This is a genomic window from Frankia gtarii (assembly GCF_025403375.1).
Taxonomy (GTDB): domain Bacteria; phylum Actinomycetota; class Actinomycetes; order Frankiales; family Frankiaceae; genus Frankia; species Frankia gtarii.
Genome location: NZ_JAMPTM010000136.1, coordinates 1 through 17272 on the forward strand (window position 1 = coordinate 1; position 17272 = coordinate 17272).

General features: G+C 71.7%; 12 protein-coding genes. 9 read left to right on the forward strand and 3 right to left on the reverse strand.

Going from position 1 to position 17272, the window contains the following annotated elements; genetic code table 11:
• The first annotated feature begins 174 nt into the window (after window positions 1-174).
• The 7 genes from yajC to cutA all read left to right on the forward strand — a co-directional run bounded on the left by yajC (window position 175) and on the right by cutA (window position 10222).
• Window positions 175-714, forward strand: coding sequence for a preprotein translocase subunit YajC (gene yajC / locus NBZ83_RS18970; protein WP_261566325.1), 540 nt, complete (start codon window positions 175-177; stop codon window positions 712-714).
• A 147-nt stretch (window positions 715-861) separates the two neighbouring features.
• Window positions 862-2772 carry a protein translocase subunit SecD gene (gene secD / locus NBZ83_RS18975; RefSeq protein ID WP_261575527.1) on the forward strand — a complete coding sequence of 637 codons (1911 nt, stop codon included), beginning with the start codon at window positions 862-864 and terminating at the stop codon, window positions 2770-2772.
• A 3-nt stretch (window positions 2773-2775) separates the two neighbouring features.
• A complete protein-coding gene (gene secF, locus NBZ83_RS18980; RefSeq protein WP_261575528.1) occupies window positions 2776-4029 on the forward strand; it encodes a protein translocase subunit SecF in 1254 nt (417 codons plus the stop codon).
• 86 nt (window positions 4030-4115) lie between these two features.
• Window positions 4116-4685, forward strand: a complete 570-nt coding sequence (locus NBZ83_RS18985; protein ID WP_261566328.1) for an adenine phosphoribosyltransferase — start codon at window positions 4116-4118, stop codon at window positions 4683-4685.
• A gap of 82 nt (window positions 4686-4767) precedes the next feature.
• Window positions 4768-7287 carry a RelA/SpoT family protein gene (locus tag NBZ83_RS18990; protein ID WP_308203301.1) on the forward strand — a complete coding sequence of 840 codons (2520 nt, stop codon included), beginning with the start codon at window positions 4768-4770 and terminating at the stop codon, window positions 7285-7287.
• 18 nt (window positions 7288-7305) lie between these two features.
• Window positions 7306-9564 carry a RelA/SpoT family protein gene (locus tag NBZ83_RS18995; RefSeq protein WP_261566329.1) on the forward strand — a complete coding sequence of 753 codons (2259 nt, stop codon included), beginning with the start codon at window positions 7306-7308 and terminating at the stop codon, window positions 9562-9564.
• A gap of 328 nt (window positions 9565-9892) precedes the next feature.
• Window positions 9893-10222, forward strand: a complete 330-nt coding sequence (gene cutA / locus NBZ83_RS19000) for a divalent-cation tolerance protein CutA (protein ID WP_261566330.1) — start codon at window positions 9893-9895, stop codon at window positions 10220-10222.
• A 26-nt stretch (window positions 10223-10248) separates the two neighbouring features.
• On the opposite strand, the gene NBZ83_RS19005 is transcribed toward cutA, so the two are convergent.
• On the reverse strand, window positions 10249-11757 hold the full coding sequence (locus NBZ83_RS19005) for a helix-turn-helix domain-containing protein (protein ID WP_261566331.1): 1509 nt from the start codon (window positions 11755-11757) through the stop codon (window positions 10249-10251).
• Window positions 11758-11925: 168 nt separating this feature from the next.
• Between NBZ83_RS19005 and NBZ83_RS19010 the strand changes: the two genes are divergently transcribed.
• Window positions 11926-13713 (forward strand): DEAD/DEAH box helicase, encoded by a 1788-nt coding sequence (locus NBZ83_RS19010; protein ID WP_261566332.1) that lies wholly within the window; start codon window positions 11926-11928, stop codon window positions 13711-13713.
• Between the two features lie 36 nt (window positions 13714-13749).
• Here NBZ83_RS19010 and NBZ83_RS19015 read toward each other — a convergent pair whose 3' ends face one another.
• Window positions 13750-14598 carry a peptidylprolyl isomerase gene (locus tag NBZ83_RS19015; RefSeq protein ID WP_261566333.1) on the reverse strand — a complete coding sequence of 283 codons (849 nt, stop codon included), beginning with the start codon at window positions 14596-14598 and terminating at the stop codon, window positions 13750-13752.
• A gap of 288 nt (window positions 14599-14886) precedes the next feature.
• Here NBZ83_RS19015 and serS point away from each other — a divergent pair, with 288 nt between their 5' ends.
• A complete protein-coding gene (gene serS / locus NBZ83_RS19020; RefSeq protein WP_261566334.1) occupies window positions 14887-16149 on the forward strand; it encodes a serine--tRNA ligase in 1263 nt (420 codons plus the stop codon).
• On the opposite strand, the gene NBZ83_RS19025 is transcribed toward serS, so the two are convergent.
• A complete protein-coding gene (locus tag NBZ83_RS19025) occupies window positions 16122-17144 on the reverse strand; it encodes a phytoene/squalene synthase family protein (RefSeq protein WP_261575529.1) in 1023 nt (340 codons plus the stop codon). The genes serS and NBZ83_RS19025 overlap by 28 nt on opposite strands.
• Window positions 17145-17272 lie beyond the last annotated feature (128 nt).

Sequence of the window (17272 nt, forward strand, 5' to 3'; positions counted from 1 at the left end):
ATCCCCGACACCGCCCCGATCCCCGACGGCGGCTGAGTGGCGGCCCACCGAGCGGCCCACTGCAGCCCACCATGTGACGCCACGGTGCCGGTACAAAACGGACACTGTAGCCCTGCCCACTGACGGCATCCGTTCGCTACGTACGATCGCCGCAACACCTCAGGAGGGCAGGACGTGCACGGACTTGTGATGGCGGCGACGGTGGCCGACGGTAACGGCGGTAGTTCCATCGGCGGTTTCCCGATCTTGCTGCTTCTCGTCCTGGCGATTGTCTACATCTACTCGATGCAGCGCCGCCGCTCAAAGGCCCAGCGGCAGCAGGTGTCCCAGATCCTGCCCGGCACTCTCGTGATCACCACCGCCGGGCTCTACGCGACGGTCGTGGAACTGGTCGACGATGACGTCCTGCTGGAGATCGCCCCCGACGTGGTCTGCCGGTTCACCCGCAGCGCCATCGCCAGGGTGATCAGCGCTCCGGACGACGACGAAGCCCAGGACGGCGAATCGGTGGACGAAGACGAGCTCGACGGCCCGACCGGCCTCACGACCCACGCCGGGGAAACGCCTTCCGGGGAAACGCCTTCGGGGAAAACGCCCGACGCGGACAGCGCCGCCGGCGAACAGGGCCTCGGCGGGCCGTCCCCGGCCGACGGTGCCACCGGTGCCGACGGCGAGGGCAAGGGGGTGCCAGGCCCGCCGCGCAAGGAGTTGTAGCACGTCGACGGCCCGCCGATGCGTTACCACCGGGGGTTTGGAACGTACCCTCGGTGACATTCGTTCGGGTACGTTAGGCACCGCCGGTCCGGGCAACGGCGAGACGAACGAGCGCCGACATCCGGCGCGTGAGGAAGGGACTCGCACGTGGCACGCGGCTCGGCACGGGCATCCGCGGGAGGCTCCGTCTGGACCCGGCTGGGGGTACTCGGTGGTCTACTCGTCGTCCTCTACGGCCTGATGGCCGGCACCGGGAACTGGACCCCACGGCTGGGGCTCGACCTGCAGGGCGGTACGAGCGTGATCCTCACGCCCCGGGCAACCACCGGCAGTGCCGTCGACTCCGGCGCGATCGACCAAGCGGTGGACATCATCCGGCAACGCGTCGACGGGCTGGGCGTGGCCGAGTCCGAAGTCCACCGCACCGGCAACCAGATCGAGATCTCGGTTCCCGGCCGTGGCCGCAGCGACGTGGTCGACCTGGTCGGGCAGACCGCCGAGCTGCGGTTCCGCGAAGTCTATGAGGCCGCCGCGGCGACGCCGGCCCCCTCGCCGGCCCCCAGCGGCGCGGCGGTGCCGTCTCCGGCCCCCAGCGGTGCGGCGGTGCCGTCCCCGGCCCCCAGCGCGACGCCGTCCCCGTCGGCGTCGAACCGGCCCGCCGCCCTCGGCGACAGCACGGGTCCGGCCGCGAAGCCGGTGGCGCTCGGCGACGGCTCCGGGCTGGTCGTGAAGCCGGTGGCGCTCGCCGCGGGCACGGGTGGGGCCGCGAGCAGAGATGGGACGGTCACCGCCGCCGGCGGTGTCCTGTCCGCCGCGTCGGCGCCTCCCGCTCCCGCCGCGTCGGCCTCCGTGGCTCCGGCCGCGCCCGCGACGCCGGCTCCTTCGCCGGCGGCGCCCGCGCCTGCTGCTGCCGCCCCGGGGGACACCCCGCCGGCCGCCGCGGTCGCTCAGTACAACACGCTGACCTGCACGGCCACCGACGTGCGCAAGGCAGCGGTCGGCACCGACCGGCCCCAGGAGTGGACCGCCGCCTGCGACCGGGACGGCGCGACCAAGTACCTGCTCAAGCCGGCGTCCGTCGTCGGAACCGATGTGAAGACCGCCTCCGCCGGGCTGCAGGGCGGCGGCGGTACCACCGGCATCACCACCGGCCAGTGGGTGGTCAACGTCGAGTTCACCGGCTCCGGCCAGAACAAGTTCACCAAGCTCACTGAGAACACGATCGGCAAGCAGGTCGCGATCGTGCTCGACGGCGTGGTGCAGTCGGCGCCGCAGACCAACGAGCGCATCGCCGGGACCGCCCAGATCTCCGGCTCCTTCGGCCAGTCCGAGGCGGAGGATCTCTCCAACGTCCTGCGCTACGGCGCGCTGCCGCTGGCCTTCGAGCGCTCCCAGGCCGAGTCGATCTCGCCGACCCTGGGCCGCGACTCGCTGCACGGCGGCCTGCTCGCCGGGGCCATCGGACTGGTGCTGGTCGTCCTCTACTCCTTCCTGTACTACCGGGCGCTGGGCATCGTCGTGGTCGCCTCCCTGGCGGTCAGCGGCCTGCTGATCTACGCCTCGGTGGTGCTGCTGGGTTCCGCGATCGGCTTCACGCTGACCCTCGCGGGCATCGCCGGTCTCATCGTGTCGATCGGCGTGACCGCCGACTCGTTCGTCGTCTACTTCGAACGGATCAAGGACGAGGTGCAGGCCGGCCGGACGGTGCGCGCCGCCGCCGACCGGGCCTGGCCGGCCGCACGGCGCACCATGCTCTCGGCGGACACGGTCTCCTTCCTCGCCGCGGCCGTGCTCTACATCCTCTCGATCGGTTCGGTGCGCGGGTTCGCGTTCACCCTCGGGTTGTCGACGTTGAGCGACGTGCTGATCATGTTCATCTTCACCCGGCCGGTGGTGGCCCTGCTGGTGCGGCGCAGATTGTTCTCCGTCAGCCGGTTCTCGGGCCTGAGTCCGAAGTCGATCGGTGGGCGGGCCGCGGCCGGGCCGCCGCCAGTCGCCGCCAGCCGGCCGCGGCTGGCCAAGCGGCCGGCGCCGGCCGGGCAGAAGCGGGAGAGCTGACAGATGGCACTGCTCGGGCGGATCTACCGCAGCGACTTTCACATCGACTTCGTCGGCCGTCGCCGAGTCTGGTACGCGCTGTCCGGCGTGCTCCTCGGGATCTGCGTGCTCAGCATGATCATCCGTGGTTTCTCGCTGGGGATCGAGTTCTCCGGGGGCGCGGTCTTCCAACTGCCCAGCCACGGCGGCACCGTCGAGCAGGTCGAGGACACGCTGTCCAGCGTCGGCATCGACCCGACGGACAGCGTGGTCCAGCAGCTGGAGACCTCCAAGCAGTTCCGCGTGCAGACCCCCACCCTGTCCGACGAACAGACCGACAAGCTGACGGACGCGCTGGCCAAGCGGTTCTCGGTGGCCGATCCGGACCGCAACATCGCCGTGTCGACGGTCGGCTCCTCCTGGGGCTCGACGATCACCAAGAAGGCCATCCAGGGTCTGATCGTCTTCCTCGTGCTCGTGATGATCTATCTGTCGGTGCGCTTCGAGTGGAAGATGGCGGCGGCGGCGATGGCCGCACTCGTCCATGACCTCGTCGTCACGATGGGCGTGTACTCCCTCGTGGGGTTCGAGGTGACGCCGTCGACTGTGATCGCCGTGCTGACCATTCTCGGCTTCTCGCTCTACGACACCGTGGTGGTGTTCGACCGGGTGCGGGAGAACACAGCGGGGATGGCGACCTCCAGCCGGCGTACCTATGCCGAGGCGACCAACGACGCGCTGAACGAGACGCTGGTCCGTTCGCTCAACACCTCGGTCATCGCCCTCATCCCGGTGGCGTCGTTGCTGTTCGTCGGTGCCGGGCTGCTGGGCGCGGGCACACTGAAGGACCTCGCGCTCGCCCAGTTCGTCGGGATCGCCTCCGGCACCTACTCGTCGCTGTTCTTCGCCACGCCTCTGCTGGTCGACCTCAAACGGGGTGAGCCGGAGGTGCGGGCTCTCGACGCCCGGGTCGCCCGGGAACGCGGCAGGCGGGCGCGCTCGGCGCCGTCGGTGCCGGCCGGCCCGGGGGCGTCGGACGGTCCGGCAGAGCCGGGTGAGACAGCGTCGGGGGAGGTCACGGCCCTCGCCGGGGGTGCGGCCGCAGTGGCGGACGGCCCGCTTGGCCGGCCGGACGGCCCCGGTGCCCGCGAACCGGTGCCCGCCGGCGCGGGCCTCGCCGGGGCCGGTCGACGGCCCCCCACAGCGGGTGCCGCGCGACGCGCCGGAGGCCGCAAGCCCGGCCGGCGGGGGCGGCCGAGCGGTAAGAAGCGTCGGTGAGCCGGGTGCCGGGCGCGTACCCGCGTCCCAGGGCACCCGGAGACGGATCTGGCGGACTAGCCCTGAAAGTGGGATGAAGCAGGACGATGACGAGCATCGACGAGGCGGCACCCGAACGGCCCGCCACGACCGACGCGGCCGCCGACGTGTTGCGTGGCCACATCCGGGACGTCCAGGACTGGCCGCAGCCCGGGGTCGTGTTCAAGGACATCACCCCGCTGCTGTCCACCCCCGCCGCGTTCAGCGTGGTGATCGGGGCGCTGGCGGACATCGCCCGCCAGCGGGGCGCGACCACGATCGCGGGGATCGAGGCGCGTGGCTTCCTTCTGGCCGCGCCGGTCGCCGACCGGCTCGGCGTCGGCCTGGTGCCCATCCGTAAGAAGGGCAAGCTGCCGGGACCGACCCGCAGCGCGACCTACGATCTGGAGTACGGCACCGCCACCATCGAGATCCACGCCGACGCGGTGCGCCCCGACGAGCGGGTGCTGCTGATCGACGACGTGCTGGCGACGGGCGGTACCGCGGCCGCGGCGCACGGCCTGCTGATCGGCGTCGGGGCCGAGGTGGTGGGCCTCGCGGTCCTCATGGAGTTGTCGTTCCTGCCCGGGCGGGAACGGACCGCCCCGCTGGACGTTGTCCCACTCCTGACGATTTGATCTAGGCCCGGGCGGGGCTCCGGAAGGTTTCCGCGCGGCACGGAGTTAGGCTCGGTGTCTAGTCCTCACGCAGGAGCGGCCCGTGCCAGAGGCAGCGCCGGTCACCACCGGAGCATCGCCGCCTGCTGTGGCTCCCATCCGGGAGCCACAGCAGGCCGGCGATGGCCTGCGCCCTGCCCCGCCCGGCCCGGACTGCAGCCCTAACCCCCGTGACCAGGCTGTCCGCGAGCCGGGCGCGCTCATCGGGCCACCACCGGTGACCGCGTCGGCGGACGACGGGTCGCCGGTCGTTCCCCGACTCGGTCACGAGTCGCCGCCCCTGCCTCGCCGGGTTCGCGGGCGCCTGTCGCGGCTCGCGACGCACCGAGCCACCCCGTCCTCTGCCCTCGACCCGGTCCTGCGCGGCCTGCTCGCGAACCACCCGCGGGCCGACATCGACCAGGTTCAGCAGGCCTTCGAGGTCGCCGACGCCGCGCACGCCGGCCAGGTGCGCTTCTCCGGCCATGCCTACATCACCCACCCGATCGCCGTGGCGAGCATCCTCGCCGACCTCGGGATGGACACCCCGACGCTGTCCGCGGCCCTGCTGCACGACACGCTGGAGGAGACCTCCCTGTCCGCGGAGGCGATCCGGGAGAGCTTCGGCGAGCAGATCGCGCTCATCGTCGACGCCGTCAGCAAGCTCAACCGGGTCAAGGTCGGCGAGGCGGCGCAGGCGGAGACGATCCGTCGGATGGTCGTCGCGATGGCCCGCGACCCACGGGCGCTGGTCGTCAAGCTCGCCGACCGGCTGCACAACATGCGCACCCTGCGCTTCCTGCCCGAGCACAAGCAGGAGCGCAAGGCGCGCGAGACGCTGGAGGTCTACGCCCCGCTCGCCCACCGGCTCGGGATGAACTCGCTGAAGTGGGAGCTGGAGGACCTCGCGTTCGCGGCGCTGTACCCGAAGCGTTACGACGAGATCGTCCGTCTCGTCGCCGACCGGGCGCCCAGCCGCGATGTGTATCTCGCCGAGGTGATCGACCAGGTGCAGGCCGGCCTGCGCGACGCCCGGATCCGGGCGGTCGTCTCCGGCCGACCCAAGCACTACTACTCGATCTATCAGAAGATGGTCGTGCGCGGTCGATCGTTCGACGACATCTACGACCTGGTCGGCATCCGCGTCCTCGTCGACTCGGTCCGCGACTGCTACGCCACCCTGGGTACCGTCCACGCGAACTGGAAGCCGATTCCGGGCCGGTTCAAGGACTACATCGCGATGCCCAAGTTCAACATGTACCAGTCGTTGCACACGACGGTCATCGGGCCCGAGGGCAAGCCGATCGAGCTGCAGATCCGTACGCACGCGATGCACAACCGGGCCGAGTACGGCATCGCCGCGCACTGGAAGTACAAAGAGGACGGCGTCGCGGCCCGCCCGTCGGCGGGCGTCGTCGAGGGCGGGCGGTCCTCGCGGCGCCGCGGCGGTCCCGAGCCGGACCTCATGAGCTGGCTTCGCCAGGTCCTGGACTGGCAGCGTGAGTCCGCCGACCCGGGCGAGTTCCTCGACAGCCTGCGCTTCGCCGCGGAGACCGACGAGGTCTTCGTGTTCACCCCGAAGGGCGACGTCATCCCGCTGCCCGTCGGGTCGACGTCGGTGGACTTCGCCTACGCGGTGCACACCGATGTGGGTCATCACTGTGTCGGTGCCCGGATCAACGGCCGGCTGGCGGCGTTGGACACCGAGCTGGACAACGGGGACACCGTCGAGGTCTTCACCTCACGGGCGCACTCGGCGGGGCCCAGCGAGGACTGGCTGATGTTCGTCCGCTCCTCGCGGGCCCGGACGAAGATCCGCCAGTGGCACGCCCGCGAGCGCCGCGAGGACGCGATCGTCGCCGGCCGCGACGCGATCGGCCGCGCCATGCGCCGCCACGGGCTGCCACTGTCCCGGCTGATGAGCGGCGACGCGCTGCTGAGCCTGGCCAAGGACCTGCGCTATGCCGACGTCGCCGCGCTGTACGCGGCGGTGGGGGAGAACCACGTCAGCGCCCCGGCGGTCGTCTCGAAGCTGCTCGTGGCGCTCGGCGGCCCCGAGGGCGCCGAGGAGGACGCCGGCGAGACCGAGCTGCCGATCCGCACGCTGCGTCGCTCCACCGGGGAGCCGGGCGTGCTGGTCACCGGGTCGCCGGACGTGTGGACGAAGCTCGCGCGCTGCTGCACCCCGATGCCCGGCGACGACATCGCCGGTTTCGTCACCCGGGGCAAGGGGGTGTCCGTCCACCGGACCGACTGCTCGAACCTCTCCGGGCTGCGCGGCGGGCCGCACGACCGGCTCGTCGAGGTCGAGTGGGCGCCGTCGTCGGGCGCGGTGTTCCTCGTCGTGATCCAGGTTGAGGCGCAGGACCGGACCAAGCTCCTCTCGGACGTCACCCGGGTGCTCTCCGACCGGCACGTGAACATCCTGTCCGCGTCGGTGGCCACGACCCGGGACTCCGTCGCGGTCAGCCGGTTCACCTTCGAGATGGGGGATGCCAAGCATCTCGGGCACATCCTGAGTGCCGTGCGATCCATCGACGGGGTGTTCGACTGTTTTCGCGTTACCTCAGGCGTACAGGTCTAGCGGGACAAAGGGGGCGCCGTGGATGCTGAGGCCGTAGGTGCGGGTCTGCCGGCGGGCGGCGGACTGACCCCGGCGCTGGCCCGGGCCGACTCCGGGGACGACGCCTCCCGGGCCCTCTCGGCGGCGCGCCAGGCGAGCGTCCGCCTGGCGCATCTCGCCCGGCGGATGGCCACGCCGCGCATGTCGCAGGTGCCTCCCGAGCTGCGGGACATCGTGGAGGCCCACCGCGACTACCATCCGCGTGCCGACATCGGCGCCCTCGTGCACGCCTACGGCGTCGCCGAGCGGCTGCACGCCGGCCAGATGCGCCGCAGCGGCGACGCGTACATCAGCCATCCGCTCGCCGTCACCGAGGCTCTCGCCGAGCTCGGCGTGGACACGACCACGCTCATCGCGGCCCTGCTCCACGACACCGTCGAGGACACCGGCTACACGCTCGACTCGGTCGTCGAGGAGTTCGGCGGTGAGGTCGCCAACCTCGTCGACGGGGTCACCAAGCTCGACAAGATGCGCTTCGGTGAGGCGGCCGAGGCCGAGACACTGCGCAAGCTGATCGTGGCGCTCGCCCGGGACTACCGGGTGCTCGTCATCAAGATCGCCGACCGGCTGCACAACATGCGCACGCTCGACTTCATGTCCCCGCCCAAACAGGTGAAGATCTCCCGGGTCACGCTGGAGATCCTGGCGCCGCTGGCCCACCGGCTGGGCGTCAGCGTGATCAAACGCGAGCTGGAGGACCGGGCGTTCGCGGTGCTCCATCCCGCCGAGCATGCGCGCATCGCCGCGATCGTGGACGAGTTCACCGCCGCCGAGCAGGCATCTGGCCTGGTAGCGGGCCTGGTCGCGCGGCTGCGGACGGGCCTCGTGGGCGCCCGCATCGACAGCGAGGTCGCCGTCCGCGCCAGCCACCTGTTCTCGATCTACAAGCGGGCCCAGGAGCGGGCCCGCGCCCCGCAGGACTACACCGACATCGTCCGGGTTCTCGTCCTCGTCGACGAGGTCACCGACTGCTACGCCGCCCTCGGGGTGATCCACGCGCTGTGGCGTCCGGTGCCGGGCCGGTTGCGGGACTTCGTGGCGACGCCGAAGTTCAACATGTACCAGTCGCTGCACACCACCGTCGTCGACGACTCCGGGCGCAGCATCGACATCCAGATCCGGACCCTGGCGATGCACCGGCTGGCGGAAACGGGCATCGTCGCGCGCCCGGTCGGCCCGGGTGCCGACGGCGCCCGGCTGGAGGGCCTGTCCTGGCTGCACAGCCTGCTGGACTGGCAGGAGGACACGATCGACTCCGACGAGTTCCTGGAGTCGTTGTCGTCCGATCTGGACTCCGACGAGGTGCTCGCCTTCACCCCCAAGGGCCGGATGATCGCCCTGCCGCCGCGGTCGTCGCCCGTCGACGTCGCCTACGCCGTGCACACCGACATCGGTCACCGGGCGATCGGTGCCCGGGTCAACGGCCGGCTCGTCCCGTTGCATACCCGGCTGCGCAACGGCGACGTCGTCGAGATCCTGACCTCCAACCTGCCCGGCGCCGGGCCGTCGGAGGACTGGCTGCGATTCGTGAAGACGTCACGGGCCCGCGTGCGCATCCGCCGCAGGCTCGCCCGGCAACGCCGCGACGCCGCGGCCGGCTCGGGTCTGCCGGAGGGAGCGGAGCAGTCCGGGCGGCGTGACGGGACGGCTGTCGGCGGCACCGGCAGCCCGGCCGGGGACACCGTGGGTGGTGGAACCTCCGCGGCGCCGGCGCGCCTGCTCGCCCGGCGCGGCGTGCCGAGCCTCGCCGCCGTCGCCGACGATGAGGCGGGCGAAAGCATGCCGGTCCGGCTGGCTCGATGTTGCCTGCCGCTGCCGGGCGACGCCGTCGTCGGCTTCACGACCCACGGCAGCGCGGTGTCGCTGCACCGCCGCGAGTGCGGGAACGCCACCGAGGTGGACGCCGACCGGGATCGAGTCCTGGTGGCGGCCTGGTCCGCCCCCGACGTCAAGACCTTCCCCGCCGAGATCGCTGTCGAGGCCTTCGACCGCTATGGGCTGCTTGCCGACATCACCGAGGTCCTGTCCGAGACGTCGGTGTCCGTCCGGGCCGCGTCGACGACCACCTCCGAGGACCGGGTCGCCCACGCGCGGTTCACCATCGAGGTCACCGGATCCGAGCAACTCGACAAGGTGCTCTCGGCGGTCCGCCGGGTCGGCGGGGTATACGACTGCTACCGCGTGTGCCAGACCCAGGCGTCGCCGGCCGCGGATCCGCCCGCCCGCGCTGTCACCTGATCCGCGCCGCCGGCCTGATCCCGCCCGGTCGGATGACCCCGAACGGCACTACCGGCACGCCCGATCGGGCCCGGAGTCGAAAGGGGCGGGTCGTCCTGAACGGCCGTGAGCACAGCCGCGCAGCGTGGCGATTCCACCCCGGAAAGTGCCCTCCGGTTCCACCGGCGGTAAGCAGAATGTGTCTAAACCTGCCCCATCCGGGCCGATAAGGGTGGATTGTCACCGGGAGAATTGCGACCACCCTTCCGGGCGCCGTAAATTCAACGGCGAACGCCACTGATCGATGTACAGTATCTCGCGTATCCCTCGTTTCTAGATGGGAGTGCGCGTGGGTCACCTTCAGGTCATCGTGAGTATCGACTCCCGGGATGACGCCGAGCGCATCGGTCGCGCGCTCGTGGGGGCACGTCTGGTCGCCTGTTTTCAGGTGATCGGTCCGATGAGCAGCATCTACCGCTGGAAGGGCGAGATCGAGCAAGCCGAGGAATGGCTCTGTCTCGCGAAAACGACCACCGAGCGATTCGACGAGCTACGCGAGCGGCTGGTCGTCCTGCACCCGTACGAGAATCCCGAGATCATTGCCACGCCGATAGTCGCGGGCCACGCCGACTATCTGCAGTGGATCAGTGCGGAAACCGCACCTGCGGTGCGCAGCTGACGTCCGGAGAAACAAGGCAGGCTTGCTCAGAGCAGCGCCCGCAGCTGGTCGTCGAGGTCTCGCACGGCCTGAGTGTGCTGCCATGGCCGCAGGTGGTCGCGGGTCCGCCGGACCCGGGCCAGGCCCAGGGAGAAGTCCGTCTGGGCCACGATGGCCAGCGCTTCGGCGGCGAAGTGGCAGGCCGCCTCGATCTCCCGGCGCTGGATGTGTACCTCGGCGATGTCGCTCATCAGCAGCGATCGCTTTTTCGTGGCGGCGGGCGCCGCAGCCCGCAGGGCCTCGGTGGCCGCCGCATAGGCCGCCGCCGGGCGGCGCAGCCTGGTGTAGGTGGTGACCTTCAGCCCGTCCAGCCGGCCCCGGTCGAAGAACTGGGTCCACACCCGGTCGCCGTCGCTCTCGCCGCGCTCGAAGGCATCCTGGGCGCGGTCGAGCGCGGCCAGCGCCGCCCGCCCCTCGCCGCGCGCCGCCTGCTCCTCGGCCTCGCGGGCGGCCAGCCACGCCCGGGTCATCACCGTGCTGCCCGTCGCCGCCCGCCGCTGGGCCTCGCCGAGCAGCGCACATGCCTGATCGTGGCGGCCCTGGCTGGCGGTCTGATAGCTCTCGTAGCCGAGCACGCACGCCCACAGCGCGTTGTCGTCGGCCTCGCGGGCGGCCTCGATGGCCACCCGGTAGTACGCCACCGTGGCGGGCTGGTCGTTCATGTCGAACGCCAGCCAGCCGGCCAGCGCCGCGGTCTCGCCGGCGGTGGAGGTCAGTTCGCGGCGTACCGGCGAGCGGCTCGACGACTCCAGTAGCTGGGTGAGCCGTCCCAGGTGCTCGGTGACCCTGGGCATGAGGACCCGGGCAGGAACGCGCTCCTCCAGCCCGTACAGGCCCGCGGTGCGCTGCCCCAGCTCCTCGGCGAGCTCCGGGGTGACACTCGCCCGGCGGCGCAGCGCCGCGGACAGCCGCTCCCAGGGTGGGGTGTCCGAGGGTGTCGCTAACGGCACCACCGCGACGCCGCCCGCGGCGGCGAAGAGTCGGAGAAAGTCCCGTCGTTCCACGGGAATGCCATTCGGGTCGATCATGTCGGCGTCCGCCTGCAGGACCAGCGTCCCCCCGGGCACCACCTCGCGGCCCATCTGCTGCGGGCTGCCGGGCGTGGCCGCAGCGATACTCCGACCCATTCCGTTCTGCATTGATCCGGCGACGGAGGGAAGCGCCTCGTCGTCGACGAAACCCAGTTCCACCGAGGACCGGCCGAATAGGGCTCGCAACAGTCGCTGATAACGCAGGCTCGGTTTCTTGTCGCCCTTCTCCCACTTGCAGATCATGTTTCCGGTCACCCCGGCCTCACGGCCCTCGTGGATGACGGAGAAGCGCCGGATCTCGGTCGCGAGGCGTTCCTGCGACCAACCCCGCTCCTCCCGGCTCAGCCGCAGCCGGGCGTTCGCCGTACGGGTCGCGGAACCACGGGTGGGCTTCGGTACCTCAGGTGATGATCCGGAAGCTGCAAGCACCCGGGAAGCTGCCGAGGGACCGGTCGTGAGCTGCATCGGGGCCTCCGAAGTCAATCGGTTGACTGCTGGAGCTTAACCCTCAGTGAGATAAGACGGTCATGCCGGTCTGTGGTCCCTTGAAGACCAGCTGGGGGAAAATGTGGTCCTCCTGGCGCGCGCGAGGCCTGCTACCCACTCATGGACGACGCCTTCTAGAGTATGGGCGTGAGAGCCGGCCCCCTCGACCGACGTCCTCGACCGCCAGGATCCGGCGCCCCGACCCGTCCGCTGCGTGCGTGGCAGCGGGCGGCGCTTGACATCTACCGGTCCCGCTCATCGTCCGGAGCCCGGGACTTCCTTGCCGTGGCGACGCCGGGCGCCGGCAAGACCACCTTCGCCCTACAGGTCGCCAGCGACCTGCTGGGCACCGGCGAGATCAGCCGAATCACCGTCGTCGCGCCCACCGAGCATCTCAAGCGGCAGTGGGCGGCGGCGGCCGCCGAGGTCGGGGTGGATCTCGACCCGGACTTCCGCAACTCCGCCGGCGCGACCTCGTCGGACTACACCGGCGTCGCGGTGACCTACGCCCAGGTCGCGGCCCACCCGGCACTGCACCGGGCGCGGACCGCCGCCCGGCGCACCCTGGTCATCCTCGACGAGATCCACCACGCGGGCGACGCGCTGTCCTGGGGGGAGGCGACCCGGGAGGCGTTCACCCCCGCGGCACGGCGCCTCGCCCTGACCGGGACGCCGTTTCGCTCCGACGTCAACCCGATCCCGTTCGTCACCTATCTGCCGGGACCGGACGGGGTGCTGCGCAGCATCGCCGACTCCTCCTACGGCTACGCCGAGGCGTTGCGCGACGGCGTGGTGCGCCCGGTGCTCTTCCTGGCCTACTCCGGCGAGATGTCCTGGCGGACCAGCGCCGGCGCGGAGCTGTCGGCCCGGCTCGGCGAACCCCTGACCGGCGAGCAGACCGCCGCCGCCTGGCGCACCGCCCTGGACCCGGGTGGGGACTGGATGCCGGCGGTCCTCGCCTCGGCGGACACTCGGCTGTCCCAGGTGCGCGCCGGCGGCATGCCCGATGCGGGCGGGCTCGTCATCGCCACCGACCACGCCACCGCCAGGGCGTACGCGGGGCTGCTCGCCCGGATCACCGGCTCCTCGCCGGTGCTCATCCTGTCCGACGACCCGACCGCCTCGACGAAGATCGCCAACTTTCGGCAGTCCGCGGACCGGTGGATGGTGGCCGTGCGGATGGTGAGCGAGGGCGTCGACGTGCCCCGCCTCGCCGTCGGGGTCTACGCGACCTCGGCCTCGACCCCGCTGTACTTCGCCCAGGCCGTCGGCCGGTTCGTCCGGGGGCGGGGTCGGGGCGAGACCGCCTCGGTGTTCCTGCCGAGCGTGCCCTCCCTGCTCGCCCTCGCCGGGGAGATGGAGGTCCAGCGCGACCACGCGTTGGAGAAGCAGCCGCGCGACCCGGACGCCTTCGACGACGAGGCGCTGCGCGACGCCAACCGGCGCAAGGACACCCCCGACCAGCCTGACACGCTGTTCACGGCGTTGGGCTCCTCGGCCCATCTCGATCGGGTGATCTTCGATGGTGGCGAGTTCGGCACGCCCGCGGCACCCGGCTCGGCCGAGGAGGAGGACTTCCTCGGCCTGCCCGGTCTGCTGGAGCCGGACCAGGTCGCGACCCTGCTGCGCCAGCGGGAGGCCGCCCAGCAGGCTGCCGCGCGGCGCAGCGCCGCCGCTCAGGCGGGGGGCGAGCAGCCCGAGGTGCCCGCCGCTCGCGACGGCGCGCAGCAGCCGACCCGCCCGGTCCACGAGGTCATCGCCGAGCTGCGCAAGGAGCTCAACCGGCTGGTCGGGGCGCACTTCCATCGCACCGGCAAGCCGCACGGGATGCTCCACGCCGAGCTGCGCCGAGCCTGCGGCGGCCCGCCGAGCGGGCAGGCCAGCGCCGCACAGCTGCAGGCCCGCATCGACACGATCCGCCGCTGGGCCGCCTGACTGACGGCTGCCCGGCGGCCGGCCCGGGCGGCGGCGTCAGCCGCCCTGCGAGATGGCGATCGACAGGATCTTCGCCTTGCTGGCCGGGGCGCCGTCGGAACCGCCGCCCTGCACGCCGGGCTTGGTGAGCTTGTCGAGGATGTCCAGCCCCTCGGTGATTTTGCCGAAGACGGTGTAGCCGCCGGCCAGCGCCGCCGCCCCCTCCTGGGTGGGGTTGGCGTAGTTGATGAAGAACTGGCTGCCGTTGCTGTTCGGCGCGGAGCTGTGCGCCATCGCAAGCACGCCACGGTCGTAGGTGACGCCCGTGGTGTTCTCGTTGGCGTATCCGTAGCCGGGGCTGCCGCTGCCGGTACCCGTCGGGTCGCCACACTGCAGCACGGAGATGCCCGCCTCGGCGCCGCCGGTCTGACGGTGGCAGAGCGTGCCGTCGTAGTACTTGGCGTCGGCGAGCGTGCGCAGGGCGTGGACCGTGCACGGTGCCTTCTGCGCGTCCAGGCTCGCCGTCATCGTCCCGGCGTCGGTGGTGATGGTCATGGTGGCCGGGGAGGTGTCGACGGTGGCGGCCGGCTTCGGCAGGGTGGCGCCGCGGGCGGGAGTCTCCCCGTTGCCGGTGTACGTGCAGGCGCCGACCTTGCTGGTGGCCGCCGCGGCGGCGCTGGGGGCCGCGGTGGGAGCCGCGCCCGCGGCGGTGACGTCGGACTTGTCGTCCTTGCCGGTGAGCAGGATCGCGGCGATCGCCGACGCCGCGACGACGATCGTCACGAAGCCGGCCACGATCGCGAGCCGCTGCTGGCGGCGCCGGTGGGTGACCCGTCGTCGCTGAGCCTGCCGGGCCACGCGGGCCTCGGCGAGCTCGCGCTGCCGTCGCTCCTTGGAACTGGCCACCGTCGCCGGCCTCCTCACGTCCCGAACCTGGCAAGGTTCTCTAGCTGCTGCTGCTGCTGCTGCGTCCCGTCCGTCCCGCCGCGGCGGACACGGGTGGTCTGTGCACCGTAACCGCTCGGCGGCGGCCGGCTGGGCAGCGCACCTCCGCCGAGCATGCCGAAGCTGCCTGTGCGCCCGCTGTGTGCCCGGCCGCCCGCAGGTGATCGGGCATGGCCCGGAGGCGTCGGCGGTGGCTGGTAGCGTTGCCGCAAAGTGAGATGTGGTACCGATCAGGGGCTGACGCGATTCATGCTCGATAAGCGTTTTATCCGGGAGAATCCGCAGGCCGTGAAGGACGCGGTCGCGGTCAAGGGCCTTGACCTGGATGTCGACGAACTGCTCCAGCTCGACCAGGACAATCGCAAGCTGCAGTTCGAGGTGGACGAGGCGCAGGCTCGGCGCAAGAGCTTCGCCAAGCAGTTCGCCAAGGCTGACGAGGCCCGGCGGGCCGAGCTGCGGGTCGAGCACGAGGCGTTCGACCACCAGCTCAAGGACCTGCGCGAGCAGCTCGCCCGTACGGGCGAGCGGCTGTCCGAGCTGATGCTGCTGACGCCGAACATCCCCTGGTCGGGGGCGCCGGTGGGCCCGGACGAGGCGGCCAACGTGGTGCTGCGCACCGTCGGCACGCCCCCGGAGTTCGACTTCACCCCGCTGGATCACACCGAGCTCGCCGAGAAGCGCGGCTGGGCCGAGTTCGCCCGCGCCCGCAAGGTCGCCGGCGAGCGGGCCTACGCCCTCGTCGGCGACCTGGTGATGCTGGAGCGGGCGGTGCACTCGTATGCGCTGGATCTGTTGCGGACCCGGGAGTTCACGCCGGTGGCGGTGCCCGCGCTCGTCCGCGAGGAGCCGCTGATCGGTACCGGGATGCTGCCGAAGGCCCGGGAGGAGATCTACGCGATCCCCGAGGACGACCTGTACCTGGCCGGGACGGCCGAGGTGGCGCTCGTGGGCCTGCACGCCGGGGAGATCCTCGACGCCGCCCGGCTGCCGATCCGCTACGCCGGCATCTCCCCGTGCTTCCGCCGGGAGATCGGCAGCGCCAGCCGAGACGTCCGCGGCCTGCTGCGGGTGCACCAGTTCGAGAAGGTCGAGCAGTTCGTGCTCTGCGTCGCCGACGAGGCCGAGTCGGCCCGCTGGCACGCCGAGCTGCTCGCCACCGCCGAACGCATCCTGACCGACCTCGGGCTGTGCTACGAGGTCGTCGAATGCGCCACCGGGGACATGGGTGTCGGCAAGTTCCGGATGAACGACATCAACACCTGGTTCCCGTCGCTGGGCCGCTTCCGGGAGACGCACAGCTGCTCCACGCTGCACGACTGGCAGGCTCGCCGGGCGAACCTGCGCTACCGCGACTCCGGCGGCACAATCCGCTTCGCCCACACGCTGAACAACACCGCGGTGGCCACCCCCCGGCTGCTGGCTGCGCTGCTGGAGAACCACCAGACCGCCGACGGCGCGGTGCGCGTCCCCGAGGTGCTGCGGCCCTACCTGGGCGGCCGTGAGTTGATCTGAGCGCCGCCGTGGTGGCGGCGACGTGCCCGCGCGGCCCGGACCAGGGCCGGGCCGGCCACCGCGAGGCGCCGGGGCAGCCCGACGGCAACCCGGTGTTCCAGCACTCGGTAGTCCGCCCGCTCCACCTCGTCGAGGATCTCCCGGTAGAGCACGAACGCGGTCCGCACGCAGTCCCGCGAGGTGGGGTGCAGCAGCCGGATGCCGGGCTGCGCCGCGCGGAACAGCTCCCGCGCCCGGCTGACCTCGAACGCCAGCAGCCGGCGGACCGGCCCGTCGACGACCCTGGTGGCCAGGTGCTCCCGGGTGACACCGAACAACGTCAGTGACGTCTGCGGCAGGTACACCCGGCCGCGGCGCAGGTCCTCCCCGACGTCGCGGATGAAGTTGGCATGCTGGAAGGCGAGGCCCAGATCGCGGGCGTAGGGCAACGCGCTGTGGTCGACCGGTTCGAGCAGCGGCACCATCTGCAGACCGATCACCGCGGCCGAGCCGTGCATGTAGACCAGCAGGTCCTCCCACGTCGCGTACTCGGTGACGGTGAGGTCCATCGCCATCGAGGACAGGAACACGGCGAAGTGGCCGGGGTCGAGCGCGAAGCGGCGGATCGTGTCAACGACCGCCGGCAGCACCGACACCTCACCTGTCGCCAGCCTGTCCTGGTCGCCGTCGCTGTCGCTGTCCGCGAGCTGGGCATCGACGGCGTGGGCGGGCACGCCGTCGCTCAGCGCGGCGAGAAACCGGCCGCCCCAGGCTCGTAGCCGGGCGGCCCGCTCGTCGCCGGTCAGCATCGAGTCGAGGTCGTCGACGATGTCGTCGGCGTGGCGGGCGAAGCCGTACAGGGCGTGCACGTGCGCGCGTTTCCACTGCGGCAGCAGCAGGGTCGCCAGGTAGTACGTGCGCCCGTGGGCGGCGTTGAGGGCGCGGGCCCGCGCGTAGGACGCCCGCAACCGGGGATCGGTGATCCCGGCCGCGTCGAGCTCCCCCACGCCGCTCAGCCTAGTGGTCGTCGCCGTTAGTTCGTCGGTGATCGGCGGTGCCGGGTAGGTAGAGGCCGGCGGTGAGGTCGAGGGCTGCTTCGGCGGTACCGGTCCAGGATCCGTCGGGCAGGACGGCGTCGGCGTAG

What these genes read in the sequence shown, in the direction of transcription:
- NBZ83_RS18985 (WP_261566328.1), top strand. Translation starts at nt 4,116, where the DNA reads ATGACGAGCATCGACGAGGCGGCACCCGAACGGCCCGCCACGACCGAC.
- NBZ83_RS19005 (WP_261566331.1), bottom strand. Translation starts at nt 11,757, where the DNA reads ATGCAGCTCACGACCGGTCCCTCGGCAGCTTCCCGGGTGCTTGCAGCT.
- secF (WP_261575528.1), top strand. Translation starts at nt 2,776, where the DNA reads ATGGCACTGCTCGGGCGGATCTACCGCAGCGACTTTCACATCGACTTC.
- serS (WP_261566334.1), top strand. Translation starts at nt 14,887, where the DNA reads ATGCTCGATAAGCGTTTTATCCGGGAGAATCCGCAGGCCGTGAAGGAC.